The sequence below is a fragment of the Hymenobacter volaticus genome, from assembly GCF_022921055.1.
GTDB classification, from domain to species: Bacteria; Bacteroidota; Bacteroidia; order Cytophagales; family Hymenobacteraceae; genus Hymenobacter; species Hymenobacter volaticus.
In genome coordinates this window covers 2767104-2791680 of the sequence record NZ_CP095061.1, presented here as the reverse complement: position 1 = coordinate 2791680, position 24577 = coordinate 2767104, and the positions used below count along the sequence as shown (strand labels likewise).

Annotated in this window: 19 protein-coding genes and 2 pseudogenes; 10 read left to right on the top strand and 11 right to left on the bottom strand. The window is 55.7% G+C overall.

Going from position 1 to position 24577, the window contains the following annotated elements; genetic code table 11:
* Nucleotides 1-13: 13 nt before the first annotated feature.
* From MUN86_RS12180 to MUN86_RS12160, 5 genes are all read right to left on the bottom strand, one after another.
* Nucleotides 14-1645, bottom strand: coding sequence for a DUF5691 domain-containing protein (locus MUN86_RS12180; protein WP_245118120.1), 1632 nt, complete (start codon nt 1643-1645; stop codon nt 14-16).
* 137 nt (nt 1646-1782) lie between these two features.
* Complete coding sequence (locus MUN86_RS12175) at nt 1783-3159, bottom strand: SWIM zinc finger family protein (protein ID WP_245118111.1); 1377 nt, start codon at nt 3157-3159, stop codon at nt 1783-1785.
* Complete coding sequence (locus MUN86_RS12170) at nt 3126-3476, bottom strand: hypothetical protein (RefSeq protein ID WP_245118108.1); 351 nt, start codon at nt 3474-3476, stop codon at nt 3126-3128. Before MUN86_RS12170 ends, MUN86_RS12175 begins: the two co-directional genes overlap by 34 nt.
* A 205-nt stretch (nt 3477-3681) precedes the next feature.
* Nucleotides 3682-4254, bottom strand: a complete 573-nt coding sequence (locus MUN86_RS12165; RefSeq protein WP_245118104.1) for a hypothetical protein — start codon at nt 4252-4254, stop codon at nt 3682-3684.
* A 127-nt stretch (nt 4255-4381) separates the two neighbouring features.
* Nucleotides 4382-6682 carry an efflux RND transporter permease subunit gene (locus tag MUN86_RS12160; protein WP_245118100.1) on the bottom strand — a complete coding sequence of 767 codons (2301 nt, stop codon included), beginning with the start codon at nt 6680-6682 and terminating at the stop codon, nt 4382-4384.
* 216 nt (nt 6683-6898) lie between these two features.
* Here MUN86_RS12160 and MUN86_RS12155 point away from each other — a divergent pair, with 216 nt between their 5' ends.
* The 4 genes and pseudogenes from MUN86_RS12155 (at nt 6899) to MUN86_RS12140 (ending at nt 10132) form a co-directional block, all read left to right on the top strand.
* Nucleotides 6899-7117, top strand: a complete 219-nt coding sequence (locus MUN86_RS12155) for a hypothetical protein (protein ID WP_245118097.1) — start codon at nt 6899-6901, stop codon at nt 7115-7117.
* Nucleotides 7118-7269: 152 nt separating this feature from the next.
* Nucleotides 7270-8772, top strand: a complete 1503-nt coding sequence (locus tag MUN86_RS12150; RefSeq protein WP_245118093.1) for a serine hydrolase domain-containing protein — start codon at nt 7270-7272, stop codon at nt 8770-8772.
* 113 nt (nt 8773-8885) lie between these two features.
* Nucleotides 8886-9182, top strand: a complete 297-nt coding sequence (locus tag MUN86_RS12145) for a TIGR03643 family protein (RefSeq protein ID WP_245118092.1) — start codon at nt 8886-8888, stop codon at nt 9180-9182.
* Between the two features lie 156 nt (nt 9183-9338).
* A pseudogene (locus tag MUN86_RS12140) lies at nt 9339-10132 on the top strand (thymidylate synthase).
* A 422-nt stretch (nt 10133-10554) separates the two neighbouring features.
* On the opposite strand, the gene MUN86_RS12135 reads toward MUN86_RS12140, so the two are convergent.
* From MUN86_RS12135 to MUN86_RS12125, 3 genes are all read right to left on the bottom strand, one after another.
* The gene (locus MUN86_RS12135) at nt 10555-11364 is read right to left on the bottom strand and encodes an aminotransferase class IV (protein WP_245118085.1); all 810 of its coding nucleotides are present in this window, start codon (nt 11362-11364) and stop codon (nt 10555-10557) included.
* 101 nt (nt 11365-11465) lie between these two features.
* Nucleotides 11466-12590, bottom strand: a complete 1125-nt coding sequence (gene dprA, locus MUN86_RS12130) for a DNA-processing protein DprA (RefSeq protein ID WP_245118084.1) — start codon at nt 12588-12590, stop codon at nt 11466-11468.
* A gap of 306 nt (nt 12591-12896) precedes the next feature.
* A complete protein-coding gene (locus tag MUN86_RS12125) occupies nt 12897-13256 on the bottom strand; it encodes a MerR family transcriptional regulator (protein WP_245125726.1) in 360 nt (119 codons plus the stop codon).
* Nucleotides 13257-13526: 270 nt separating this feature from the next.
* Here MUN86_RS12125 and alaS point away from each other — a divergent pair, with 270 nt between their 5' ends.
* The 6 genes from alaS (at nt 13527) to MUN86_RS12095 (ending at nt 22155) form a co-directional block, all read left to right on the top strand.
* Entirely contained in the window at nt 13527-16208 is a 2682-nt protein-coding gene (gene alaS, locus MUN86_RS12120) for an alanine--tRNA ligase (protein WP_245118082.1), read from the top strand.
* Nucleotides 16209-16273: 65 nt separating this feature from the next.
* Entirely contained in the window at nt 16274-16999 is a 726-nt protein-coding gene (locus MUN86_RS12115; protein ID WP_245118081.1) for an energy transducer TonB, read from the top strand.
* A gap of 318 nt (nt 17000-17317) precedes the next feature.
* Entirely contained in the window at nt 17318-18061 is a 744-nt protein-coding gene (locus MUN86_RS12110) for an energy transducer TonB (protein WP_245118079.1), read from the top strand.
* A 20-nt stretch (nt 18062-18081) separates the two neighbouring features.
* Complete coding sequence (locus MUN86_RS12105; protein WP_245118077.1) at nt 18082-19047, top strand: LIC11966 family surface protein; 966 nt, start codon at nt 18082-18084, stop codon at nt 19045-19047.
* Between the two features lie 192 nt (nt 19048-19239).
* Nucleotides 19240-20697, top strand: a complete 1458-nt coding sequence (gene gatB, locus MUN86_RS12100; protein WP_245118075.1) for an Asp-tRNA(Asn)/Glu-tRNA(Gln) amidotransferase subunit GatB — start codon at nt 19240-19242, stop codon at nt 20695-20697.
* A 321-nt stretch (nt 20698-21018) separates the two neighbouring features.
* Nucleotides 21019-22155 carry a TlpA disulfide reductase family protein gene (locus MUN86_RS12095; RefSeq protein ID WP_245118073.1) on the top strand — a complete coding sequence of 379 codons (1137 nt, stop codon included), beginning with the start codon at nt 21019-21021 and terminating at the stop codon, nt 22153-22155.
* Between the two features lie 134 nt (nt 22156-22289).
* On the opposite strand, the gene MUN86_RS12090 is transcribed toward MUN86_RS12095, so the two are convergent.
* The 3 genes and pseudogenes from MUN86_RS12090 to MUN86_RS12080 form a co-directional block, all read right to left on the bottom strand.
* A complete protein-coding gene (locus MUN86_RS12090) occupies nt 22290-23183 on the bottom strand; it encodes a hypothetical protein (RefSeq protein ID WP_245125828.1) in 894 nt (297 codons plus the stop codon).
* Nucleotides 23184-23263: 80 nt separating this feature from the next.
* Nucleotides 23264-23781 (bottom strand): annotated as a pseudogene (locus MUN86_RS12085) (acyl-CoA thioesterase).
* A 140-nt stretch (nt 23782-23921) separates the two neighbouring features.
* The gene (locus MUN86_RS12080) at nt 23922-24575 is read right to left on the bottom strand and encodes a protein-L-isoaspartate(D-aspartate) O-methyltransferase (protein ID WP_245118071.1); all 654 of its coding nucleotides are present in this window, start codon (nt 24573-24575) and stop codon (nt 23922-23924) included.
* Nucleotides 24576-24577 lie beyond the last annotated feature (2 nt).

Genomic DNA, 24577 nt, shown 5'->3' with positions numbered 1-24577 from the left:
CTGATGAGAGGAACTAGTTTCTAGCTTCCTCAGCCAGCGAAGCGGCCAGTTCGACGCGGAAGCGCAGGGTTTCGAGCATGTTATGGACGCTGTTTTGGAAGGTGCTGTGCACTTCGGGCAGGGCAAGCAGGGTGGTTTCCACCAGGGGCGCATCGGTGGGGTTGAGGGCCGGGGCGAGGTGCTGGCTGATGAAGTAGCTAAGTTGGAAGAGGTCGGTGTGGAACCGTTCGAGAGTGGCCGAATTAGTTAGTTTGGCGCTCAGGCTTTGCAAGACCTCGGTGGTTAGCTCACGGGGCCAGGGCGTGGGGAGTTGGAGCAGGTCGTCGGTCCAGTTGGGCTCTTGGCGCCGGACGCGCAGCAGTATAGGCTTGAGCAGCAGTTCTTGTCGAGTGGCCACGGGTAGCAACTCGGTGAGGGCTGCCCAATCGATGTTGCGGTCGGCGTGGGCTTTTTGTAGCGTGGGCCGCTGGTGCAGCCACAGCTTCAGGAAGGCGGCCGCAAAGTCGGCATCCTGGTGGGTGAGGGTACTGATGGCCCAGCACGGTAATAGCGGCACCACCCATTCCGAGGCCAAGGCAGCGGCCAGCAGCTCCTCGGCCGAAACGCCTAAATGAGTTGTCCAGCGGCTAGGAGGGAGCAGCGCCAGCATATTGCCTAGCCGGATGGCGCTCGGACCAAGTGGCGTGGCCCGGTTGCCAGTGCCGGAATAGTAGGCGTATTGGTCGTTTTTTTCTTCGATGCCATCGGCCAGCCAGCTTTTGTCCCAGGTAGGCGGTAGCGTAACGTCCAGCGTGGTTTTGCCTAGGCCCAACAAGCCGCGCTTCACCGCAAGCAGCGGTTTGGCTCGCGCCCAAAGCCGCTCCACTAGCGCTGCACCGGGAAGCTGCACTAGCAGCGCGGCGGCTTGGCGGCGTACTTCCTGGCCTCGAGCGCGAAGAAGGGTTTCCAGTACGGGTTCGGTGTCGGGGTGCAGATAGTCGGCCAGGATTTCCAGGAAAGCCTCTTGCGCTTTGGCTGGTTCGGTGGGCAAGGCGACTAGTAACAAGGCGCGGGTTGCGTCGGCGTCTTGTCGGAAGCGGGACCGTAGCCAGGCGCGCCGCTCCGATAAGGTGCCGGTTTCCCAGCGCTGCAAGTCAGGGGCGTCGGTATCAGGCGGGGCCAGCAGGCTCTTCCACTCCGGGTTGAGGCTCGCCAGCCAACGGCCCCGGGTGCCGGCTACTGGTTCAAGCACAGCCGCCGTTTCAACTGACTGCTTGGCGTGGCGCAACAGGTGCGCCAGGAGCGAGTCGGGTACCCGGCGCCCAACAGCCGCTACTTGGCGTAGGTAGTCGGGCAGCAAGTCCACAAACAGTTCATCGACCATCAGGCGTTGCAGGCAGGCCGTACCGAGTGGGCCAAGCGGCGGCAGCGGGTCGGGCGGGGCCGGTGCGGGGGTGGCTACAGTTGCTGTGGGCAATTGGTGGCCCGCGCGCCGCATCAGGGCCAACGCCCCGGCGGCCAGCAGCACTTGCTGTTCGCGGTCCTCGCTGGTGGCGGTGTCGGCAGTGGCTAGCACGGCAGGCACTGGCTCACCACTCTGGCGAGTGCCTAACAGCGCTACCCGGAGCAGTTGAGGCCATGAAGCCTGCGAGTGAGAAGTGGTCATAGAGCGGTGATTATTTCTGCTTTAGGTTCAAGCTCCTAGCGGCTGGCCCGTCTTCTCGCTAATGAAATAAGTTAACAAGTGAAATGTGCGGCCATTCCATTCGCCAAATACCTTCATGGGCTGGCCACCGCTGTGCGCTAGCAGTTGCCAGCCGGTTTCTGCATCCAGCCGCAGCGGAAGTGTTGTTGGGTCGGTGGCGTGGTGCAGCACCCACGCGTCGTCGGCGGGAGGTAGGTAGGCAGCACCTCTTGTAACGTGGCGGGCCACTGCCGCAGCCACGGATGCCGGGCCAACGCCGTAGCATATTCGTCGAGGAGCTGCGTTAGGCTCTGGCCGGGCGGGTCAACGTCGGGCGGTGCGGGGTTCTGTACTGTGAGGACAACGGGAATAGCGCGCAACGCCAGCAGCCCGGGGTAGAACACCAATTCGCCATTATACACGACATTGGGGGCCAGAGAGGTAGCAAAACGATGGCCGCCAAATGCGTATTCCAATACCAAGGCGTAGCGGCCCGTGTGGCGGCCCCACAGCCAGGCGCGCCGTACCGTTAGGCGCTCTTCCTCTTCGATGTGCAACCCCACTACCTGCCACTCATCTACCACGACGGGTTGGCGAGCCAGCAGGTCTTCTTTCTTGGTATTGACACCGACCTGCTGCAGAATTTCCTCGCGAGCGTCCGGCGTTTGGTGGTCGAGGCGCTGGAAGGCGCGCAGCAGCAGATACAGCTCGCCGAGGCGGGCCAGCAGCCGCTCGGGCCAGTCGGGGCCGCTGTGGCAAAGGCCTGGCAACTCCCGCACGATACTGGCCAGCCCGGGCAGCTGATTGTCGACGAGGCGAGCCGCCGGAGCTTCCCAATAGCTGTGAGGCTGGCTCTTTGCCACAGCCGTACCGGCGCGCACTAGGTCCAGCAGCCATTCTTCCAGCTCCGCCGCACCCTGCGCCATGCGGGCCAGCCGCTTCTGTAGCGCCTGCGAGGCTTTGGCGCCAGCAGTTTCGTCGGTAGCCACTTCCGCGTCCGGTGCTGCCAACGAATCCAGTGGCACTTCCTGAGGCGCCGGGGCTTTGGGGGTAGCTTTGGTGGTTTTCTTTTCCTGCGTTTGTTGGCGCTTTTCCAGCCATTCTTCCAGCCAAGAAGGTGGAACCGTACTACCGAAAAGCTGCGGTTGGCGGGCTAGCAATAACAGCAGGCCAGCGCCATGCTTGCACGGAAACACCCGGCTCGGGCAAGAGCATTTAAAGGCGGGCTCGGTTAGGTCGATGCTGGTTTGGTAGGGCTTGGAGCCGCTGCCTTTGCACTCGCCCCAGGCGGCGGTAGCAGTTTGGCCTAGGTTGCTCCATTTGGCGGGGCCGGCTAGTTCGAGGCCCCGTTTCAGGGTGCCAGAGTCGGTTATCAGGGCGCGGGCCTGTTCTTCGGTCCAGGTCAAGGAGGCAGGAGTTATGCCCGCCGAAGCGGAGCGGTAGACCCCGGCAAAGTAGTGGTTCAGGCCGAAAATTCCGCGCCGCAATTCGGGCATTTGTGCAGGACGGTGCCCGCGTAGAACAGCCGTTTCCACCACGCCGGATGCGCGCTGATTGGCGGGTCAGGAGTGCCACACTTCGGGCAGCGCAGCACTCGTACGCTGACGCGTTCAGCCTCAAAGGCTTCCACCGTTTCCCGTGCCGCCGCGGCCTCGGTTTCCTCTATCCAGAGCTGGTAATACATGCCTTCCCCGTAAGGAAACGTAGGCGGCCCGGCCGACTTCACCAGGGCCACTATGTCCACTGCTCGCAAGTCATTGTAGAGCGCCACCGCCTCGGCGTAGGTAAGGTAGTCAGCAGCCGGGACAAGCATGGGTGGGGAAGGTTAGAGAATGTGCGAAGCATCTTGCCGGCTGACGTTAACGCAACTAGAACCAATGTAGAGACGCGACACTTCCCGTCTCGGCGTTAAATAAATCCAACTGCGCAGTCATAACATAACAACATCAGCAACACTGAGACGCGAAGTGTCGCGTCTCTACAGCCGTTCAACGAGTAAGGCCGTACTGGTCGTTTTTTTACTTTCGACGCCGCGCAACTGGTTTCTGGCCACGCAGCTTTACTACGTACCCTAGCAAGCCTAAGCTTAACACAGCTAAGCCGGCGGCTAGCAGGTCGCGGCTGGTGCGTTCTTCAATAGCTTCTTCGGCGGCGGCTTGTAGCTCTACTAGTTTCTTCTGGCGCTGTTTGTCGCGGAGCTGAAGGTTGGCAATCTGGTTTTCCAGGTGGTAGAAGCGTTGTTGGGTGCTGCTTTGGTCACTGCGGGCCACGGTTACCTGTTGCTTCACTTGCTGGTTTTCGGCCAGGATGTTGGCGGTACGGCGCAGGGTAGCGGCCTGCACGGCGCGCACTATTTCGGTGTCTTTGCGGATAATACCTTTCAGGGCGGCTACCACTTCTTCAAGGTCCTTCTTGCTTGGCTTGTTGCCGAACAGGCTGTTGCGTTGGGCGTTGGCTTCTTCGTACTGCCGCACCATTTGCTCCCGCTCTTTAATAAGCGGCGTCAGCGGGTCGGCAGCCAGGGAATCGGTGGGCGTTTGGGCGTGAGCGGCGAAGGAAATCAAAAAAAGGAAAGGGAGGAGACGTTTCATACCTGCAAATATGCGCGGACCTTAGTTGCCGCGTAAGGACACAGTGTTTTTTGCAGGCTAACGCATAAAACCAGCCTATGCGTGCGTCTGCACAATATTCTGTGCTTTGCAAGAAGTCTACACCTGTTTACCCGCCCAGCGCCGGGACTGGCTGACGGATTTCTTTGGGCCGATGCCGGTAAAAAGCCAGAATCAGAATCGGGAGCAACGTCAGCTCGGCTACTACCCCAAACAGCAGCGTGAGGCCAATCAACAAGCCTACATAAAACGTCCCGTCAAACGACGAAAATATCAGCGTGGAAAAGCCGCCCACCAGAATCAACGACGTGACAATAACTGCCTTGCCAGCCAGCAGGTACGTGTGCCGCACTGCTTTAAACAGGTTGGGTTCTTTGAGTAGCGTTAGCTTGAGCTTGCTGATGAAGTGAATCGTATCGTCGACGGCAATGCCGAAGGCAATAGTGAAAATGATGCTGGTACTCACCTTCATGCTGACGCCGGCTAAGCCCATGACGCCCGCCACAATCAGGATGGGCACCAAGTTCGGAATGAGCACTACCAGCGTCATGCGCAAGCTCCGGAACAAGGCCAGCACGATAAGCGTCACCATCACAATGTCGATGGTCATGCCGGTTATCATGTTCAGCGTCAGGTTCTCGTTGTTTTTGTCGATGAGGTTAGCCGAACCCGTGAGGCGGGTTTGCAGGATAGCAGGGTCGGTATTCTGGCGCAGGAAAGCGCGCAGATCAGCATTAAGCTTATCGGCCCGAATACTACCCACGTCCGGCATACGGCCCGTCACGCGGCCTTCCGACCCATCGGGCAGTGCCAACGCCCGAAACTCCGGCTTCTTCCGAAATAGCTTGATTTTACTGGTAATGCGCCGCAATTCAGCTTCGGAATCGGGGAGGCGGTACTCGCTGAGTAAGCCGCCATTCAGGGCTTTCCGCACCGATTTTACGAGCGTGACGGGCGAGGCCACGAAGTTCAAACCGAACTTTTGGGTCAAATACCTTTCTATTTCCTCAGTTTCGCGCAGCACCGCCAAGTCATAGATGGTGCGGCCGGGAGCGGGTTTCAGGTCCAGCTCGAAGGGCCGTACGCCAGCAAACTGCCGCTCGAAAAACTGGAAATCCAGCTTCACCGGGTCGTTTTTGGAAAGGTCGTCGAGCAGGGCAGAGTTGATGCGGATGCGCGAGGCCGAGGCCACCGAACCAATCAGCAGCAGCGCGCTAATGCCGACTACCCACTGTCGCCGCGCCAGCACCTTTCGGAACAAGCCGCCTAGCACGCCGTCCCAGCTGTGGCCGGTTTCGCGCGGCACCCGCAACTGCGGCTTACGCAAGAGCAGAAGCATGGCCGGTAGCAGCGTGAAGCTCAGCGCAAACGTGAGCAGCACTGCGATACCCGTAAACAGCCCGAAGTTGTAAATCGGGCGTATCGTGCTGGTCATCAGCGTGAAGAAGCCGATGCTGGTCGTTAGGGCCGAAAGTCCCGAGCCAAACCCCGATTCTTTGAGCGCTATCCAGAGCGAATCCTTCTTGGAGGCGCCGTAGCCGAGCTCCGTCACGTAGCGCGTGATGATATGGATGGTGTCGGACATGCCCACCACGAACAGCATCACCGGCAGCAAGGCCGTCATCAAGTCGATGCTCACGCCGCAGGCACTCATCAGCCCGAGGCCCCATAAGATGGCGCCCAGCACCACTACTAGCGGGAGTACCACGCCCCACCAGGTCCGGAACGTGAGCCACAGCAGCCCTGTCACGAGCACCACCGAGAGGCTCATAAACACCATCAGCTCCATTTGCAGCCGGTCCACGAACACCGATTGGGCCACCATCTTGCCGGCCATGTGGTACTCGCTTTCCTGAAAGCCCTGGCGTTTCAACTCGGTTCGCACCGCCGCTAGCAGCGAGTCGCCTGGCGGCTTGCTGAGGTTGGGGGAGGTTTGGAACAGCACCGTCACGGCGCGGGCATCCCGCGAAATCAGGTTGCCTACTAGCCCCGGCGTGCGGTATACGAGCGTGGAGTCCTGCGCCCGGCGGCTCGGGTCGGCGGGGTTCAGATACGGAATGTTGAACACGCCCAAGCCTTCCACTACCGGGTTGCTGGCCGTGGTAGGCGACGAAACCTGCGTCACGTGTCGGCGCTGCGCAATAAAGCGCGTGAGCGAATCAACCCGGGTAAGAAACTTGGGCTCGAATACAGTCTGGCCTTTGGGGGCCTCTAAGCCGAGCAGTACGTAGTCGTTGTCGTTGCCGAAGCGGGCCGAGTACTGCTGGTAATAGTCGAGGTCGGGGTCGCCGGCGGGGTAGAAGTCGTTGAAGTTGTAATTAAATCGTAGCTGTGCCACGAAAAACAACGCCAGCCCCGACACCAAGGCCAAGGCAAACAGAACGCTATAACTGAGTTTACGAAGCGGCATAGAGGGTATCACCAAGCTCCAGCTCGGTGAATAGTTGAACGGCGCCAAACGCGCCGCTGCAACAAAGAACGTTCGACGACGCGCGTAGCTGGAGCTAGGCGCACCTTGGTAAGACCTTATTCGCTACCTTAGGTTCGGTGGTTGCCGAAGTTTAAGGCACAGTGAAGCCAACCGTCATTTTCCTCGTTTTGTTTCCACTCTCATCGTAATACCCTTATGAAAAACGCTCTGCTCGCCCTTGCCCTGTTCGCCTTCGTAGGTACCGCCGCTGCCCACGGCGACAAAGACGCCAAGAAAGCCAAAAAAGGCGCTGCTAAAATGGAATGTTCTGCCGCGCAGAAAACCGCCATGGGCGGCTCGTGCTGCATGAAGAAAGGAGCCAAAACTGCGGCTGTTACACCCACTCCGGCCGCCCCCACCGTGAAGTCGCTGTAAATCACTTAGTCCTTCGTCTAAGAAACAGAGAAGCCACCCGTAATTGGGTGGCTTCTCTGTTTTCAACTTTATGCGTTTCAGCGCTAAAGATTGTAGGCTGTATGTTGTAACCTTTTGCTAAACGAAAGGTGTCCCGCGAAAATCAAACCTCTATGACTGCAAACCGCTGCGCTATTCTCACTTGGTTGTTCGCTTCGACCCTTTCATTCGCCTCAGCGCAGTCCACTGCGCCGGCAACAGGTCGCAACTTGAAAAGTCAGCTAGACTTAGTTGTGCAGCGGGAGGGGGCGGCCTTTATTAAAGAGCCGACCCGAGTGGGGCTGTCAATTGGCATCATCAAAGACAAGCAAACCTACTTCTACAATTTCGGTACCACCGAGAAAGGAACGAACAAAGCGCCAACTCAGAACACCGTTTACGAAATCGGCTCTGTCAGCAAAACGTTTGCTAGCCTTTTGCTGGCGCAGGCCGTGGCGGAGAAGCGGCTAAGCCTAGAGGATGACGTGCGCAACTACTTGAAAGGGGCTTATCCAAACCTGGCGTACGCCGGCAAGCCGATCAAGCTGCTGCACCTGGCCAACACCACTTCCGCCTTACCCGACAATCTGCCCGACCGAAGTGCTGTACTGCAACAAGCCAACCCCGATTCTATACCGGCGCTTATTCTCCGAGCCGCTCGCACCTACACCAAACAAAATTTCTACGACGACCTGCATACCGTTAAGCTCGATACCGTGCCCGGGCTAATTCCGCGGCATTCCAATGCCGGGGCTCAACTTCTGGCCTACATCCTCGAAAACGTCTACCAGACTCCGTACGAGAAGCTAGTGGAGAAGTACATTGAAAAGCCGCTGCACATGCAGAGCGCCACGAGTGTAAAAGCCGGCAACAACTTATTGGCGGTTGGGCACAACGAAAAGGGCAGCCGCATGCCCTACCACTTCATTGATAACTTGGAGCCGTCGGGTGGGTTGCGGTACAGCGCGGCCGATATGGTGAAGTATCTGGCTTTTCAGCTCGCAGAAACCAATAAGGCTGTAGTGCTAAGTCACCAGCCAACGTGGGGTAGCTTGGAGGAAGAGGCCATTGGCTTGAACTGGAATATGCGCAAGACCGCCGACAGCAAACGTCAGCTTTTGCACACGGGCGGCACCTTTGGATTTGCTAGCTACTGTAGCTTTTATCCCGAACTCGGCTTTGGCATTGTGGTGCTGTCCAACGAATCGGATAGAGGAACGCAAGGCCGGCTTTATGAAGTAGCCGACCAGATAGTAGCAGGCATCTACGGCGTACCACCCGGTCTTCAAGCTTTCCAAAGCAGCCTAGCTACGAGCAAGTACAACCAAGCCCTCGACGTGTATAAAGCAGTCAAGAAAAAGCATCCTGACCTGCACCTTACCGAAGAGTACGTAAATGAATGGGGCTATAAGCTAGCTCGTGCAGGCAACCCCAAGCAGGCTATCGAGTTATTCAAACTAAATGTCAGCCTGCATCCCAACAGCTGGAACACCTACGACAGCTTAGCAGAAGCCTACGAAATGACTGGCAACAACGCGCTTGCCATCAGCAACTACAAGCAGTCGTTGGCCTTGAATCCGAAGAATACCGGCGCAGTCGAGCACCTCAAGAAACTCGGGGCAACAGCAAATAAGTAGTTACTGCCAAGGCAATTTCGGCGCGAAATTGTTGTAAGAGTAAGCAGGGTGGTTTGCAGGTGAAATAACTCGCAGACTCGTCTGTCTATCCTTTTTACTTTAGCTAGTGTCGTATGAGCAAGGAAACCATTGTAGCCAAGAGCCTATCGGCGGCCGATACGGACCGCATTATTGAGATGGGTTGGGAAGACAGAACTCCCTTTGAGGCGATAGAAGCGCAGTTTGGTTTACTTGAAAAAGAGGTAATTGCCTTGATGCGGACCACAATGAAGCCTTCATCGTTTCGCATGTGGCGCAAGCGTATGGCTGGCCGCACCACCAAGCACCGTGCCCTACAAGCCGAAGAACCTCGTCATTTCAAAGCCAACCAGCAGAGAAGTATTTCGATGAACAAGATCAGCAAGCGGTAGAAAACTGCCTTGCAACTAAAGTGCAAGAGCCGCCTCACCCAGGCGGCTTTTTGCTTTCCAAGATACCCGCGGCGCCCGCATTACAAGGAAGAAGGTTTGTCGGCCTCAAACTACTTTCTTTACTTTTGACGCCATATCCCAATCAGCTTTCTGCTCATGCGCCAATACCTCGACCTCGTCCGCCACATCCTCGACCACGGCACCCCCAAAACCGACCGCACGGGTACGGGCACGCTCTCGGTTTTCGGCCCGCAGATGCGGTTTGATTTGGCGCAGGGCTTTCCGCTGGTGACCACCAAGAAGGTGCACCTCAAAAGCATCATCCACGAATTGCTGTGGTTTCTGCGCGGCGACACCAACAACAATTCCTTGGAAGAAGTAGGCGTGAAGATTTGGCGGGAGTGGGCCGATGCCGATGGTAGCCTTGGCCCCATCTACGGCCAGCAGTGGCGCAGTTGGCAAACCCCCGACGGCCAGAGCATCGACCAGATAGCCGAAATGGTGCGCCTGCTCCGTACGCAGCCCGATTCGCGGCGCATGGTGGTGTCGGCCTGGAACGTAGCCGACCTGCCGCAAATGCGCCTTACACCCTGCCACGCGCTGTTCCAGTTCTACGTGGCCGAAGGGCGGCTTTCGTGTCAGCTCTACCAGCGCTCCGCCGACGTGTTCTTGGGCGTACCCTTCAACATTGCCTCCTATGCCTTGCTCACGCTGATGATGGCGCAGGTAACCGGCTTACAGCCCGGCGAGTTCATTTGGACTGGCGGCGACACGCACCTCTATAGCAACCATCTCGAACAAGCTCGCCTCCAACTCACCCGGGAGCCGCATCCGTTACCCCAAATGCGCCTCAACCCGAGGTGAAGGACATCTTCTCGTTTCAGTTTGAAGATTTTCAACTAGACAACTACGAGTCGTGGCCAGCTATTAAAGCGCCAGTAGCAGTCTAGTTGCATTATAGTAAGATGGGTATTTTCATTTGTTGGTATGTTGCCTGTATGTAGCAGCAGACAGTGAATTGCTATGACTTTTACTCACGCAATAAGTTGTCTTTGTAAAATGCAGTAAATTAGCAGATTGCATACTCGTAAAGCTAATTTATAGGCTATTAGAAAAATTCAATCAAAGCGTAATAGTGCAAAATATGATTTGGGTCTGTACCTTACGGGTCATGAACTCAATGGCTCTATCTTGCACAAACCCAAGTCCGCTTTCCCGTCGGCACCGGGCTTTGATTGCTCTTTATTCCTTAGCTAGTAATGCTCAAGATCGACTTGAAATCTTGCGCCTTAATGAAGTAACCGAAGAAGATCTAAACGAATTCGAGGAGAGTTGGCGGGTGCTGTGTGGGCGTCCGCTGCACCCCAACTACCTATTGCCCCGCCTCCCAACCTCGGATCGAGAATAGGAGCGGAGACACCGTATCCCATCGAACCTCACCTACGCCGCTTAGCACCCGGATGCCGGCCACGTTGGCGGTAAACACAGTTTCTGCTCGTAGTAGAGCCGCGGGCTGAAATAGTCCTTCTTGGCACTCCAATCCATGCTTTTTCGCTACTTGCAGCAAGTGTGCACGTCGTACCCCCGCTACGCATCCCGTAGTTAAGGCGGGCGTAAACAGGCAGTTGTCGGATATCCAGAAAATGGCTGCCGACACGGTTTCGGCCACGTGGCCGGCAGTATCCAGTAATATCAGTTCGTCGAGGTTGCGTTGAATTCTTTCCCGAGCGGCTAGCACGTACGTCAAGCTTTCGGGGCCTTTGCAGAATGAAACCAGTGAAAGCCGGGTTTGGACCGTTTCGGCAAAGCCAGTCGTAGCTAGCGGCGCATCGTTGGGCTGAAATGGCCGCGTTGTGGCCAGCCAGCTACACTCAGTGGTTTCGGGAGCGTAAAGGCCGCCACCGCTGCGCCACAATTGCAACCGAAGACGGTGCGCACTGCCGGTTGCTAGCTTGCCGAGCATATGCGTCAGGCCTTCGGCCGTAACTAGCTCGGGCGGTAACGTAAGACCCAATGCTGCCGCCGCGCGCTCCATTCGGGCTAGGTGATGCGGCAGGTAGCGGATGCTGCCATCGGTCCACACCAGCGTCTCAAAAAAGCCATCGTTGAAAAACAGCCCCCGGTTCGGTAAGGTCAGCGCAAAATCTTCATCAAGTAGCAACTGACCATTGTAGAGGAGCATTTCCTGGGGCGTAAAGGTTGAGTATGCGTATCGTTCAACAATTGTTCGTTGCTGGTGTCCAGTTGAGAAGCTCGATTATCGATTGAAGCAACCTTGGCAACTTACAGCAAGGTAAACCGCTTACCAGGCAGCGCCTTAACAATATTTTGAAATTCGAGGCCAAGTAGAAGAGAGGCTATTTGGTGCATCGGTAACTGCGTTTTCCATGCTAGGTTATCGATGTGCTCCTCCTTTGTGGCTTGCAGCACCTCGATTACGCTAAATTCGGCCGCCGTGAAATCCGCCGAATCATGAGTTGTCGGGCCCTTATGCTTGCCATGAAACTGCAAAGCCGAATCCCAATTAAGCTGCTGCTCTAGGTCCTGGGGCTCGGAGTAAAGAGCGGCTTTGTTTGCCTTGATGAGCTCATGGCAGCCCTCCGAAGCCACCGAGCCGAGCGGGCCAGGCACGGCCAACACGTCCCGGTTGTAGCCCATTGCCAGATCGGCAGTGATAAGCGCGCCTCCTTTCTTGGCCGCTTCCACTACCACCGTGCCATCGGACAGCCCGGCAATAATTCGATTTCTAGACGGGAAATTGTATTTGTCGGGCTGGGTGCCAAACGGAAACTCGGTAAGCAAACCGCCTTGGGTACGCATCTTTTCGGCGGTTTTGCGATGAGCCGGCGGGTAGATAATGTCTAACCCCGTAGCCATGACGCCCACGGTTTCCAAGCCTTCCTGCAAGGCGGCACGGTGGGCCGCAATGTCGATGCCATAGGCCAAGCCACTTACCACCAGGGGGCGGTGCTGTACCAGGCCTTGTACCAGCCGCTCGGTTTGCTCACGGCCATAGTCTGTGGCTTTGCGGGTGCCAACGAGAGCAATAATCTTTGGTTGGTTGAGGTCGGCAGTGCCTTGGTAGTAGAGCAGCGTAGGAGCATCAGGAATTTGCTTTAGCCGCGCGGGAAACTGCTTGGAGGTATAAAAAAGTAGCTTCACTTCCTCCTTTTCCGCTTTGTGGAGTATACTCTCCGCTTGTTTTAAGGCCGCCGTACGTTCGGCGCCCGTCAGGATAGCCACTGTGGCTGGCCCCACGCCTGGAACCTTGCGCAGTTTGCCCGGGGGCAGGTGCAGCACATTCTTAGCCGAACCACCGTAGCTCATTAACTGCCGCGTCATCTGCGGCCCGATGCCAGGAAAAAGGGTAAGAGCGACTTCGTATAGTAGAGTATCCGTATCGTTCATATAATAAAGAGTGTGCTTGTAGATTTTACTTTCTGGATAGAAATGCTAAAACTAGCTTTCCTCAGCTGAGGAGGGGTTGAGTATAGTTGATCTACTGGCGGTCATGCTGAGCGCAGCCGAAGCATCTCGCTCGACTCGTTGCAGTGCTAACTGATTTTACCACACTAGCGAGATGCTTCGGCTGCGCTCAGCATGACGTATTTAATAGTTGTTCTGGTGTAAGTTCCTCATCCCAATCCCTCCTCATTTGAGGAGTGAAGCTGGTTTTCTAGTTTGCTCAGTGAGAAGCGTATCGGCTGACACTACTTAGCTCTGCGCCTTACCGATGGCGTCCAGCTCTTTCTTCATGTTGATTAAGAACTTGCGCACTTTCTCCAGGCTCTGAATCACGTCGATTTTCTCTTTGAGCTGGGGGCCTTTCTGCTTGATCATGTCGCGGGCACCGGGAATGGTATAGCCGCGTTCCTTCACGAGGTGGTAAATGGTGCGGAAGATGTCGATGTCTTGGGGCGTGTAGAGGCGGTTGCCTTTCTTGCTTTTGCGCGGGCGCAATTCCTCGAACTCGGTTTCCCAAAACCGTATCAGCGACGGCGCCACGTTGAACTGCGCGGCTACCTCGCCGATGGTGAAGTATTGCTTTTCGATGTCGCGCTCTTTATAAGGCATAGCGTAGGCTGTAGCGCGAAGGCTGCGCTTCACGTCTCGTTGAACGGTAGTAATAGGACGGCGGCATAGCGGTCAACTAATGCACAAACTTCGGCTGCTAGCCGACGTTTCGCTTTCCAATTCAGGTCGGCTACCTTTGCCGCAAGCGCCATTACCTTTAATTGCGAAAAGTAACCAAAATACCGGCCGCTGCCAATTTCATCGGCTCAGCTCATTTCGTTCAACGCCCCTTACGACTCGCCAAGCTGGGGCTTGGTGTTCTAACTGCCCATGTCACTTCCTACCGCCAGCCACGTCCGCCAGCAATTCCTTGATTTCTTTGCTTCCAAAGGCCACCACATCGTGCCCTCGGCCCCGATTGTGGTGAAGGATGACCCCACGCTGCTGTTTATCAACTCGGGCATGGCCCCGTTCAAGGATTACTTCCTCGGCAACAAGCCCGCGCCCTTTAAGCGCATCGTCGACACCCAAAAGTGTTTGCGCGTGTCGGGCAAGCACAACGACCTGGAAGAGGTAGGTTATGATACTTACCACCACACCATGTTCGAGATGCTCGGCAACTGGTCGTTCGGTGACTACTTCAAGAAGGAGGCCATTGCCTGGGCCTGGGAACTGCTTACCGACGTATTCAAACTGCCCAAAGACCGACTCTACGTTACGTACTTCGAGGGTGACCAAGGTGACGGCCTCGGCCCCGATACCGAGACGCAGGACCTGTGGCGGCAGTACGTGGCTGAGGAGCGCATTTTGCCCGGCAACAAGAAAGACAACTTCTGGGAGATGGGCGATACGGGTCCGTGCGGCCCCTGCACCGAAATTCACATCGACCTGCGCGACGAAGCCGAAGTAGCCGCCAAGTCAGGCCGCGAGTTGGTGAATGCCGACCACCCGCAAGTGGTGGAAATCTGGAACAACGTGTTCATGGAGTTCGAGCGCCGTGCCGACAAGTCGCTGCTGAAACTGCCGCAGCAGAACGTGGATACCGGCATGGGCTTCGAGCGGTTGATGATGGCCGTGTCGGGCGTAAAGTCCAACTACGACACCGACGTATTCCAGCCGCTCATTCAGTTCATTGCCAAGGAAGTGGGCCTGGAATACCACGGCACCTCACCCGCCACGGTTAACGACCAACCCGCTACCGAAAACGAGAAAACTGATATTGCCATCCGGGTTATTGCCGACCATATCCGTACCATCAGCTTCACCATTGCCGACGGTCAGCTGCCGAGCAACGTGAAGGCTGGCTACGTAATCCGCCGCATCTTGCGCCGGGCGGTGCGCTATGCTTTCTCATCACTGAATCAGAAGCAACCGTTTCTGTACAAACTAGTGCCCGTGCTGGCCGACCAGATGCGCAACATTTTCCCCGAATTGAAAGCGCAGCAGCAATTCGTGCAGCGCGTGATTGAGGAAGAGGAAATTGCCTTCCTGAAAACCCTGGAAACCGGTTTGCGTCGCCTCGATGCTTTGGAAGAAACGGCCAAAGCCAACGGCAACCGCATCGATGGCAAAACCGCCTTCGAACTTTCGGATACCTTTGGTTTCCCGTTGGACCTTACGGCTCTTATAGCTCGTGAAAAAGGCTTGACAGTAGACGAGGCAGGATTTAAGGTAGAGCTGGAAGCTCAGAAAAACCGCAGCCGCAACGCCCAAGAAGCTGAGCAGAGCGACTGGACCATCGTGACGCCATCGGAAGAGCAGCCAGCTTTTGTAGGCTACGACCAGGACGAGGCCCCGGCCCGCATCCTGCGCTACCGCCGCACCGACCGTAAAGGCAAAACCGAGTACCAAGTGGTGCTCGACCAAACCCCGTTCTACGCCGAGCAGGGCGGTCAGATTGGCGACACCGGCTACTTGGAGTCGCCGTTGAGCAAAGTGCGGGTACTGGACACCAAAAAGGAAAACGACCTCATCGTGCACACGGTGCTGGAGTTGCCGCAGGACTTGGACGCCGAGTTTACGGCCCGCTACGACCACGCCCGCCGCGCCCAAATTCAGCGCAACCACACGGCTACCCACCTGCTGCAAGCTGCTCTGCGCGATGTAGTAGGCACCCACGTAGCGCAGAAAGGCTCGCTCGTAAACGAGAAGCTGCTGCGCTTCGACTTCTCGCACTTCACCAAAGTCACCGACGACCAGCTGCGGCAGGTGGAAACTATCGTCAACGAGAAAATCCGCCAGCAAATTCCGCTCGATGAGCGCCGTAACGTGCCTATTGCCGAGGCTAAAAACCTGGGTGCTACGGCGCTGTTCGGGGAAAAGTACGGCGAGTTCGTGCGCGTCATCACCTTCGACCGCGACTTCTCGGTGGAGCTGTGTGGCGGCACCCACGTGCGCACCACCGGCGACATCGGTTACTTCAAAATCACGGCGGAAAGTGCTGTGGGCGCCGGGGTGCGCCGCATCGAGGCTGTAACCGCCGAAGCTGCCGAAAGCTACGTCAATCAGCAACTCGACTTGCTGGCCCAGGTGCGCGAAGCCCTCGGCAACCCGCAGCAGCTGCTGACCAGCATTGAGAAGCTCAGCGAGGAAACCGCCGGTTTGCGCAAGCAAATCGAGCAATTCGCGCAGCAAAGCATCAACCAGCAGAAAGAGCAGCTAGTGGGTCAGGTGAAACCCCTGGGCGGTGTCAACTTCTTGGCGGCCCAGGTGCAGGTAACGTCGGCCGACGGCCTGAAAACCCTGGCTTTCAACCTGCGCCAGGCTGTGCCTAACCTTGTAGCTGTGCTCGGGGCTGAAATCGACGGCAAGCCCCAGCTAGCCGTGATGTTGGATGATGAACTAGCTAAAGGAGGAAAGCTGAATGCATCAACGCTAGTGCGCGAACTGGCCAAGGAAATCCAGGGCGGCGGCGGCGGACAGCCGTTCTTCGCCACGGCCGGCGGCAAGAATGCAGCCGGTTTGACGGCCGCTATTGGCAAAGCCGAGGAGTTGGTGGAGAAATCATTGTAAGCTCTTATTTGTCAGTTAGTAAGAGCCTTATGAGAGTTTGGTGTCTACTTCTTGTCTTGTTTTGTTTGTGGCATTCAGACTTAGCCTACGCGCAGGCTAAGTCTGGTGCTATTATTCCAGCAACCACTGTTGATTACTATGATGCAAATGATGTCAAGCTTAGCTCGGCAGAAAATGCTTCTTACAAAATTGAAACAGTGTACGCGGACAGTGTGAGCGGCACGGAGACAATGTATTACTCATCGGGTAAGCCACGTCGATCTGTGCACTATAAGAATATCAAGAAACAGCTACAACATGGTGAAGTGGTTTCTTGGTATGAAAACGGTAATGTTCACGCCAAGGAAAAATACGTCAATGGCAAACGACAAGGAGAGCTGCTGGTGTATTATCCTAATGGCAAGCTCAAACGACGTGATTTATACGCACAAGATAAATTTACCAAAGGCCAATGTTTTGGACCTGATGGAAAACCCCGTAAGCACACACCGTATGAGTGTATGCCAGTGTACGAAGGTGGCATTGACGGTCTTCTAAGGGATTTAAGTAGGAATCTGGTATACCCTGACGACGCTCTAAGCAGTGAAATTCAAGGGCAGGTTATTATAAGCTTCGTAGTTGGAAGTGATGGATACGTCAAAAATGTGAGCGTTGCCAAAGGCCTCACTCCCTCGACGGATGCCGAAGCAATTCGTGTTGTGCAAGAACTTAAAAAACTCACGCCAGCCACTCAAGACGGAGAAGCTGTTTCTGTTGCCTTCAAAGTCCCCATTAATTTTGCCATACAGTAAGCTCTGTCTACATGAGCAACTTCGCTGATCGAGTCTGCTTATATAAACCGTAAGCTAGAGGCTGCATAAGGGACATTGCAATCAGCATTTCATAGCTGAAAGCACCAAAGCTAAATGCTAGCCTGTCATCAGGCTTCGAAGTGTGTATCCCGTTACGCTTGCCTGACTTTAGTTACATAGAAGCTAAATAGAAGTGTTTCTTGGCAACCCAAGCGTTTCCTATCTTGCCAGGCAATTCTATTATTATAATCGAAGTCAACAGTAACCTTAGCTAAACACTAGATAACCAGCCGTATATTATTAGGTATTAGATTTTACATGAGTTGTTATACTCTTTTGATAGTAGGCTGTCTGCTGACAGTTAACACTAAAACTGCCGCTCAATCTATTGATGCGTATTTCAAAGCCCAACCAGGTAGTCACAGTGATGTTGATTTCGGCAATGGGCTGAAGTCGCGCACTGATACGGTGCGCGGTACGAATGGGGCAGCGGCAATTATTCGGTATTACGCCAGCGGGCAGAAACAGGAGGAAATACCGTATCTGTTTTCGCGCAAAAACGAGCTGCACGGCACCCAGACCCGTTGGTTCGAAAATGGGCGAGTGCAGGCAACAGAACAGTATGCCAACAACCAACGGCACGGTCAATTGCTGACCTATTACCCTAACGGCACGCTACGGCGCCGGGAAGAGTACAAACAGGGCAAGCAAGTGAAAGCCGAGTGTTTTGCCGCCGATGGCAAATCCATTGCCTATTTCGATTATTTGCAATTCCCTGAATACCCCGGTGGGCTGCTTAAGCTGCTCGGAGCCATCCAGAGCAACACGGAGTACCCCAAAGAGGCGCTACGCAATGAGGAGCAAGGAAAAGTGTTAGTTGATTTTGTGGTGAGCAGTAGGGGAGTGGTGCAGGATGCCCGCGTCAGGAAAAGCGTCAGTCCCTTACTCGACCAAGAGGCCTTACGTGTGGTGAACAGCCTTAGAGGCTGGAATCCTGCTCGGCTTGATGGGGAGCTAACGGATGTATTATTCACGTTGCCAGTCACTTTTACAATCAACTAATTCCGTTTCCTCACTTTCTTATGCGTTTTTTTACTCTTGCCACGGCCGTGTTGGCGGCCGGTTTTTCCTTCACCGCTTCCGCCCAGGTGTTCACCGACCCGGGTGCTTACAACAATGCCATTATAGCCGAGCAGCGGGCCATGCTCAAGAAAAACCTGCGCTACATCAGCAAATCCGCTCATTCCGACAACGAGAAGAAGATTGACGCTAAGCGCCTCGACCTGATCAAGCAAACTGAGGCTTCGCTGAACAAAGTGGCCAAAATGCCCGCTTTTGAGGACGACAAAGGCTTCAAGGAGCAAACCACGGAGGCCTTCTATCAACTGCTGAAAGTCTACTCCGAGGACTACAAAGCCGTGGATATGATGGCCGCTACGCGTACCGCTACCATCGAAAATATGGAGCAGTACTTTAAACTTCAGGAAATTGCCGAAGCCAAGCTTCAGGTGGTCAACGACAGCGTGGATGCCGCTCAGCGCCGGTTTGCCCGACGCCACAACATGACCTTTTCGGAAGATGCGGAAGGCAAGCGCCTCGCCAATTATATGCGGCAGGTTTCGGAAGTGAATACTTACCAGCACAAAGTGTATCTGGCGCAGTTTCGAGTGGAAAAGGCCAATGCCCGCCTCACGGATGCCCTTAACTCGCAGAACGCGGAAGCCTTTGAGCAGGCGCGCCTGCAGTTGATTGAAGACACCAAAGCCGCAGCGGCCGGCCTTACGGCTATTACCCCCTTTCGCGGTAAAGACGCCCAGTATCGGGATGCGGCTCGCAACCTGGTTAAATTCTACGCGACTTTCGCGGCCAACCAAGCCGCCCAGATGAAAGTACTGATGGAGCGCAAAGACAGCTTCACCAAAGCCGACGCCGACAAGTTCAATGGCTTCATCAACCTCTACAATTCGCAAAACCAAAAGCTGTCTACGGCCTATAACCAAGCCGGCAACAACTTCCAGGCTACCTACATTCCCGTGTTCAACGACTAGGGATAGTGCATGAGTTACTGATCGGTCTTAGCCGGTTGGAATAAGAAAAGACCTTTTCAGGTTGGAACAAGGAGTGAAGTCACAGCCTGTTCCGATGTGAAAAGGTCTTTTTGCTGTTGTAAACGGGATACTTTTTCTCGGGCAGATAGTTTTAACTTGCAGCCCGGCGGCATACCCGCCTAATTACTACGTATGGACGAAAGCATTAAAGCGAAATACCAGCCCGTCATCGGCCTCGAAGTGCACGCGCAGTTGCTCACGCACAGCAAAATGTATTCTTCCGACGAGAATGAGTACGGCGCGCTGCCCAACAACAACTTGAGCGTTATTACGCTCGGCCACCCCGGCACGCTACCCCGCGTGAATCACACGGCCGTGGAATACGCCATGAAAATGGGCTTGGCTACCAACTGCCACATCCGCCGCGACAACCTGTTTGCGCGCAAAAACTACTTTTACCCCGACCTTCCGAAGGGCTACCAGATAACCCAAGACAAAACGCCCATCTGCTACGAGGGTCACGTAGAAGTGCGCCTCTCCGATGGCTCGACCAAGCAAATCGGCGTTACGCGCATCCACATGGAGGAAGATGCGGGCAAGAGCATACACTTAGCCGGCGAGGTAGAAACCCTCGTAGACCTGAACCGCGCGGGCGTGCCACTGATTGAAATCGTATCGGAGCCGGACATTCGGACTTCCGAGGAAGCGTATGCTTACCTCACCGAAATCAAGAAGCTGGTTGAGTACCTGGAAATCTGCGACGGCAACATGGAAGAAGGCTCGCTGCGTTGCGACGCCAACATCTCCGTGATGCTGAAAGGGGCCGACAAGTTCGGTACCAAAGTGGAGGTGAAGAACATGAACTCGTTCCGCAACGTGCAGCGCGCCATCGATTACGAAATCGAACGGCAAATTGAGATGTTGGAGCGTGGCGAGGTTATCGACAGTGAAACCCGGGGTTTCGACGCGGCCACCGGCACCACCGGCGGGCAGCGGAGCAAGGAAACCATGAACGACTATCGTTACTTCCCGGAGCCCGATTTGCCCCCGGTAATCATCGATGATGAGTGGTTGCACCGCGTGCAGGCGGAACTGCCCGCCCTGCCGCAGCAACTTTACACTCGCTTCACCGGCGAGCTAGGCCTCTCTGACTACGATGCCTCGGTGCTTACGGTGGAAAAGGACGTGGCGCTGTTCTTTGACGAACTCACCCGCTTGACTCCCAATGCCAAAGCCGCGGCCAACTGGGTGCAAGGTCCGGTGAAGTCGTTCTTGAACGAGCGGGCCCTCACCATGGCGGAGTTCCCGCTCACCACGCAGCACTTGGCTGACATCATCCAACTTATCGACGCCAACAAGGTCAGCCACTCGGTAGCTTCCAAGCAGCTCTTCCCATACCTGCTCGAAAATCCTGCGCAAACTGCCGCCGCTGCAGCCGAAGCCCAAGGTTTGTTGCAACAGTCGGATAGTGGGGCGCTGGAAGCTATGATTCAGCAGGTGCTGGACGCTAACCCGGCCAAAGTGGCTGAGTACCGCGCCGGTAAGAAGTCATTGACCGGTATGTTTATGGGCGAGTTGATGAAGCTGACCGGTGGCAAAGCCGATCCGAAGCTAGCCAATCAGCTCTTGCGCCAGAAGCTGGACGCTTAAGCAGCAAGGAATTAGCTTTCAACAAAGCTCAGGTTACTTCGGTGGCCTGGGCTTTTTGTTTAATTACAGCTAAAGGCCCCTTCTGTACAAGGGCTGGTTGGAAGCAAACATTGTTTCTTGCTGCCGTAACTGAGCTGCTTGCAACTCATCCAAGGAACTAAGGCGCAACTTTTCGGTTTTCAGTAGCAAGTACTAAGTAGGACAGGCGGCTAGTATTTTTGCATTCCCGCTTAAATCGGCAACTTGCGCCCCCTACGCCTGATACTTGCAAACTAGTCCGCCGGCTTGGTACCGGCGCTTTCGTCTGAGATGATGTACAATATGAAAAGCATTCTGTTGATCGGGGCTGTGCTAGGCATGGCCAACGCCTGCAACAAAGCCACGCCGCCTACTACCGGCACGGCTGCCAACGGCACCGGCTACCAGATTACGGGCCAGCTTACGAATGCTCCGGCCGGAGCCAAAGTATACCTCGCCGAACTCGGCGACACCCAGTTTATCTCGCGCGATACGGCTGCCGTCGACGATAAAGGGCAGTTCAAGTTTACGGGTACGGTGCCCGAAGCTGGCTTATACCAAGTGAAGGTAAACGACCAAAACCAGGTGCTAGTAGCCCTGGCTAACGGCAGCAGCCTCTCCCTAACCGGTGACGCGCAGAAGCTGAGTGACACCTACACCGTGCAGGGCTCCAAGGACTCGGAAGTGTTGCAGCAGCTCAGCCGCACTATGTTGCAGTCGAAGACGCAAATGGGCCAGCTAGAGCAGCGCTACAACCAGAACGCCCAAGCCAACCGTCCCGACTCGATGCAACGCATAGAGAAGCAATTCTATGCCTTGCAGTCCCGTGGCACCGAGAGTATTAAAAAACTGGTGCGCGACAATCCTGCTTCGGTGGTTTCGGGTTTCGTGGTTGCCAACCTGATCAATCCCGACGAGCAATTTGCTTTCGCCGATTCGATGACAACGGTGTTCAAAACCAGCCAACCCGAGTCGCGCTACACCAAAGCCTTGGTAGCCAAGCTAGAGCCGATGCGTTCAACTGCTGTGGGCGTGCAAGCACCAGAAATCAATCTGGCCGCTCCCGATGGCAAGCCCGTAGCTCTCAGCAGCCTGCGCGGCAAGTATGTGCTCATCGACTTCTGGGCATCGTGGTGCGGACCCTGCCGCCGCGAAAATCCCAACGTGGTGAAGGCCTACAACAAGTACAAGGGCAAAGGCTTTGAAATCTACGGTGTGAGCTTCGACCAAGACCGGGAAAAGTGGTTGAAAGCTATTCAAGCCGATGGCCTTATTTGGAAGCACGTTTCTGACCTGAAAGGGTGGGAAAGCGCCGCTGGCCAAACCTACAGCATCAAGTCAATTCCTGCCTCCATTCTGCTCGACCCGCAAGGCCGCATCATCGGTAAAAACCTGCGTGGAGAAGCGCTGGAAGCTAAGTTGGCTTCGGTGTTGAAATAACAGCTAATAGAATAGCTAATTTATTGGCGGTTAGTATACAAAGGGCCCGCTTCCTTAAATGGAGGCGGGCCCTTTGTGTTTGTGAAATGACAGTTGAACAAGTAGTGGGTGTATTGTTCAGCTAATCAGCTATTTTAAAGAAACATGCGCTGCATAGCATGCCAGAGCTGTTTCTTACGGCCAGCGTCATATTCCAGCATCTTGATTTCACTGGCTCCCAAGAAAGCCGTGTCGCCGTAAAGCAATACAGGTTCGTAAGGTTGGGTGGTATAAACCGCTACATCGAGCAAGTTTTTGCCGAATGCTAGGAATTGCTTGGCCGCCAGATTTTTGCGGAGGGAGCAGAGAGCCACCGGAAACTTTTCGTGCTCCACGTTCACCAGCACCACGTCTTCCATCACCAGCCGAATGGCTTTTAGGATGTTGTTGAGGAACACGTTGCGGGGCAGTTTCCGGAATTCATCGGGCGACACGCGCACTAAGATTAGCAAGCCATTGGGGTTGCTGCCCAGCGTAGCAAACGGGATGTGTGCCACCGGTGATTGGGTGGGCGTTGGCTGAATCCGACCTGGCTGCGAAGCTGGCGCAGTAGGAGCAGCCGGAAGTTCTGCTAGTGTTGGTGTTGAGAACAGCGGGCCAGGGTCAGGAGCGGGCGGTGCTGTAGGTACAGGCGGTGGGACCGGCGTAGTCGGTGACGGACTTAGCGTAAGATTAGCCAAAGAAGGCAATTTGCCATGCGCAGGGGTGATAGGCGGTACGGCGGGTGTTACAGGTGGTGTGGCAGCCGCTATTGGCACAACCGCCGGTGCCGGTTCCACGCGAGGCGCTACCAACGGGGCAGGCGGTGAAAAGACAGGTGGCGTAGGCGGAGCAACAGCCGCCACGGGAGCAACTGCCGGAAGGACTATCTCTGTAGGAGAAGTCACTAGGGAAGAAGCAACCGGAGCCGTCGCTCGTTCGGCCACTACATACAGCGACACATCCGTATAAAAGTTCTGAAAGAAAGCCAGTGAATCAGCGCTTGCCATAGGGTGAATAGTTCGGCTTGTTTGTGTTTATAATGGCCTCACGGGGTACTAGCAAGATAGCCGATTGTACCGTTTCTGCGCTACTCCATATCAAACAAGGCCCGCAGTTCGGTGGCTTCGGCGGGCTTCATACGGCCCCGAGCACCAGTCGCAACTGCCGCCGGCGCAGAGCGCCTTCGTACAGCTGAATTTCCTCTGGCGTTTCGGGCACTGCCTCTGGCACGTCAATCGGGCGGCCCGACTGGTCGACGGCTACGAAGGTGAAGAAGGCCTCGTTGGTTTTCATCTTAGTTCCGCTCGGAATATCCTCGGCCCACACATCAATGTGTACTTCCATGCTCGAGCTGAAGGCCCGCGTCACCTGCGCTTGCAACGTAACTACGCTGCCCAAGCGGATAGCATCACGAAACGATACGTTGTCGACGGATGCGGTTACTACGATGCGGTTGGAATGCTTCTGAGCGGCAATAGCGGCGGCAATGTCCATGAGGTGCATCATATGCCCACCCATCAAGTTGTTGAGGGTATTGGTGTCGTTCGGTAGCACCAACTCAGTCATTATAACGAACGAGTCCTTTACGGGCCTTTGTTTGCGCATCATGCAGTGAAATTCTCGGGGAAATGAATGCTGCAAAGATAGGCTACCGGGTTGTAGCGCGAAGCTTTTGCCGCATGCCTTATCAAGACAATGTGGCCTCGCAGCAGCGTTCGAATGGAATGCCAACCAGCAGTGGCAGTTTACCCAGCCCAGCCCGCTCGCCCTAGTAGCGGCACAAAACGGAACTGCTCGAATTCTTCGCGCGTGAATTCTTCCTCACTTACTCGCGTGACGCGCACCATGCGCTGGGTCTGCGCGTCGCCGACCGGAATAACCAGGCAACCACCAACCCGCAGCTGCCGAAGCAGGGGCCGGGGCAAGGTAGGCGACCCGGCCGTAACCAGAATACGGTCGAAAGGCGCGTGCTCGGGCAAGCCCACCGAGCCGTCGCCGCAGAAGAGGTTCGCAGTCCGGTGCAAATGCGCCAACCGGCGGCGCGTGCGCTCGAAAAGCACCGGCTGGTATTCGATGCTGAAAACATGAGGTGTAAGCTCAAGCAGCACGCAGCATTGGTAGCCCGAACCAGTGCCCACTTCCAGCACCCGATGCTGCGGCTCGGGGCGCAAGAGTTCTGTTTGGTAGGCTACCGTGTAGGGCTGCGAAATCGTCTGGCCTTCCCCAATCGGAAAGGCTTTGTCTTGATAAGCGTGGGCTTGAAAAGCTGTTTCAAAAAAAGCATGGCGCGGCACGGCCAGTATAGCCGCTAGAACCCGCTCGTCGCGGATGCCTTTGCGGCGTAGCTCGTCTACGAGGGTGCGGCGTTGGCCGCGGTGTCGGTAGGTGTCGGCGTGCATGG

Bases quoted from the DNA above. Each gene is read 5' to 3' on its own strand.
- MUN86_RS12135 (WP_245118085.1), bottom strand. From the start codon at position 11,364: ATGCTCCTCTACAATGGTCAGTTGCTACTTGATGAAGATTTTGCGCTG.
- MUN86_RS12110 (WP_245118079.1), top strand. From the start codon at position 17,318: ATGAGTTGTTATACTCTTTTGATAGTAGGCTGTCTGCTGACAGTTAAC.
- MUN86_RS12160 (WP_245118100.1), bottom strand. From the start codon at position 6,682: ATGCCGCTTCGTAAACTCAGTTATAGCGTTCTGTTTGCCTTGGCCTTG.
- MUN86_RS12125 (WP_245125726.1), bottom strand. From the start codon at position 13,256: ATGCCTTATAAAGAGCGCGACATCGAAAAGCAATACTTCACCATCGGC.
- gatB (WP_245118075.1), top strand. From the start codon at position 19,240: ATGGACGAAAGCATTAAAGCGAAATACCAGCCCGTCATCGGCCTCGAA.
- MUN86_RS12155 (WP_245118097.1), top strand. From the start codon at position 6,899: ATGAAAAACGCTCTGCTCGCCCTTGCCCTGTTCGCCTTCGTAGGTACC.
- MUN86_RS12170 (WP_245118108.1), bottom strand. From the start codon at position 3,476: ATGCTTGTCCCGGCTGCTGACTACCTTACCTACGCCGAGGCGGTGGCG.
- alaS (WP_245118082.1), top strand. From the start codon at position 13,527: ATGTCACTTCCTACCGCCAGCCACGTCCGCCAGCAATTCCTTGATTTC.
- MUN86_RS12175 (WP_245118111.1), bottom strand. From the start codon at position 3,159: ATGCCCGAATTGCGGCGCGGAATTTTCGGCCTGAACCACTACTTTGCC.
- MUN86_RS12105 (WP_245118077.1), top strand. From the start codon at position 18,082: ATGCGTTTTTTTACTCTTGCCACGGCCGTGTTGGCGGCCGGTTTTTCC.
- MUN86_RS12090 (WP_245125828.1), bottom strand. From the start codon at position 23,183: ATGGCAAGCGCTGATTCACTGGCTTTCTTTCAGAACTTTTATACGGAT.
- dprA (WP_245118084.1), bottom strand. From the start codon at position 12,590: ATGAACGATACGGATACTCTACTATACGAAGTCGCTCTTACCCTTTTT.
- MUN86_RS12145 (WP_245118092.1), top strand. From the start codon at position 8,886: ATGAGCAAGGAAACCATTGTAGCCAAGAGCCTATCGGCGGCCGATACG.
- MUN86_RS12180 (WP_245118120.1), bottom strand. From the start codon at position 1,645: ATGACCACTTCTCACTCGCAGGCTTCATGGCCTCAACTGCTCCGGGTA.
- MUN86_RS12095 (WP_245118073.1), top strand. From the start codon at position 21,019: ATGAAAAGCATTCTGTTGATCGGGGCTGTGCTAGGCATGGCCAACGCC.
- MUN86_RS12080 (WP_245118071.1), bottom strand. From the start codon at position 24,575: ATGCACGCCGACACCTACCGACACCGCGGCCAACGCCGCACCCTCGTA.
- MUN86_RS12150 (WP_245118093.1), top strand. From the start codon at position 7,270: ATGACTGCAAACCGCTGCGCTATTCTCACTTGGTTGTTCGCTTCGACC.
- MUN86_RS12165 (WP_245118104.1), bottom strand. From the start codon at position 4,254: ATGAAACGTCTCCTCCCTTTCCTTTTTTTGATTTCCTTCGCCGCTCAC.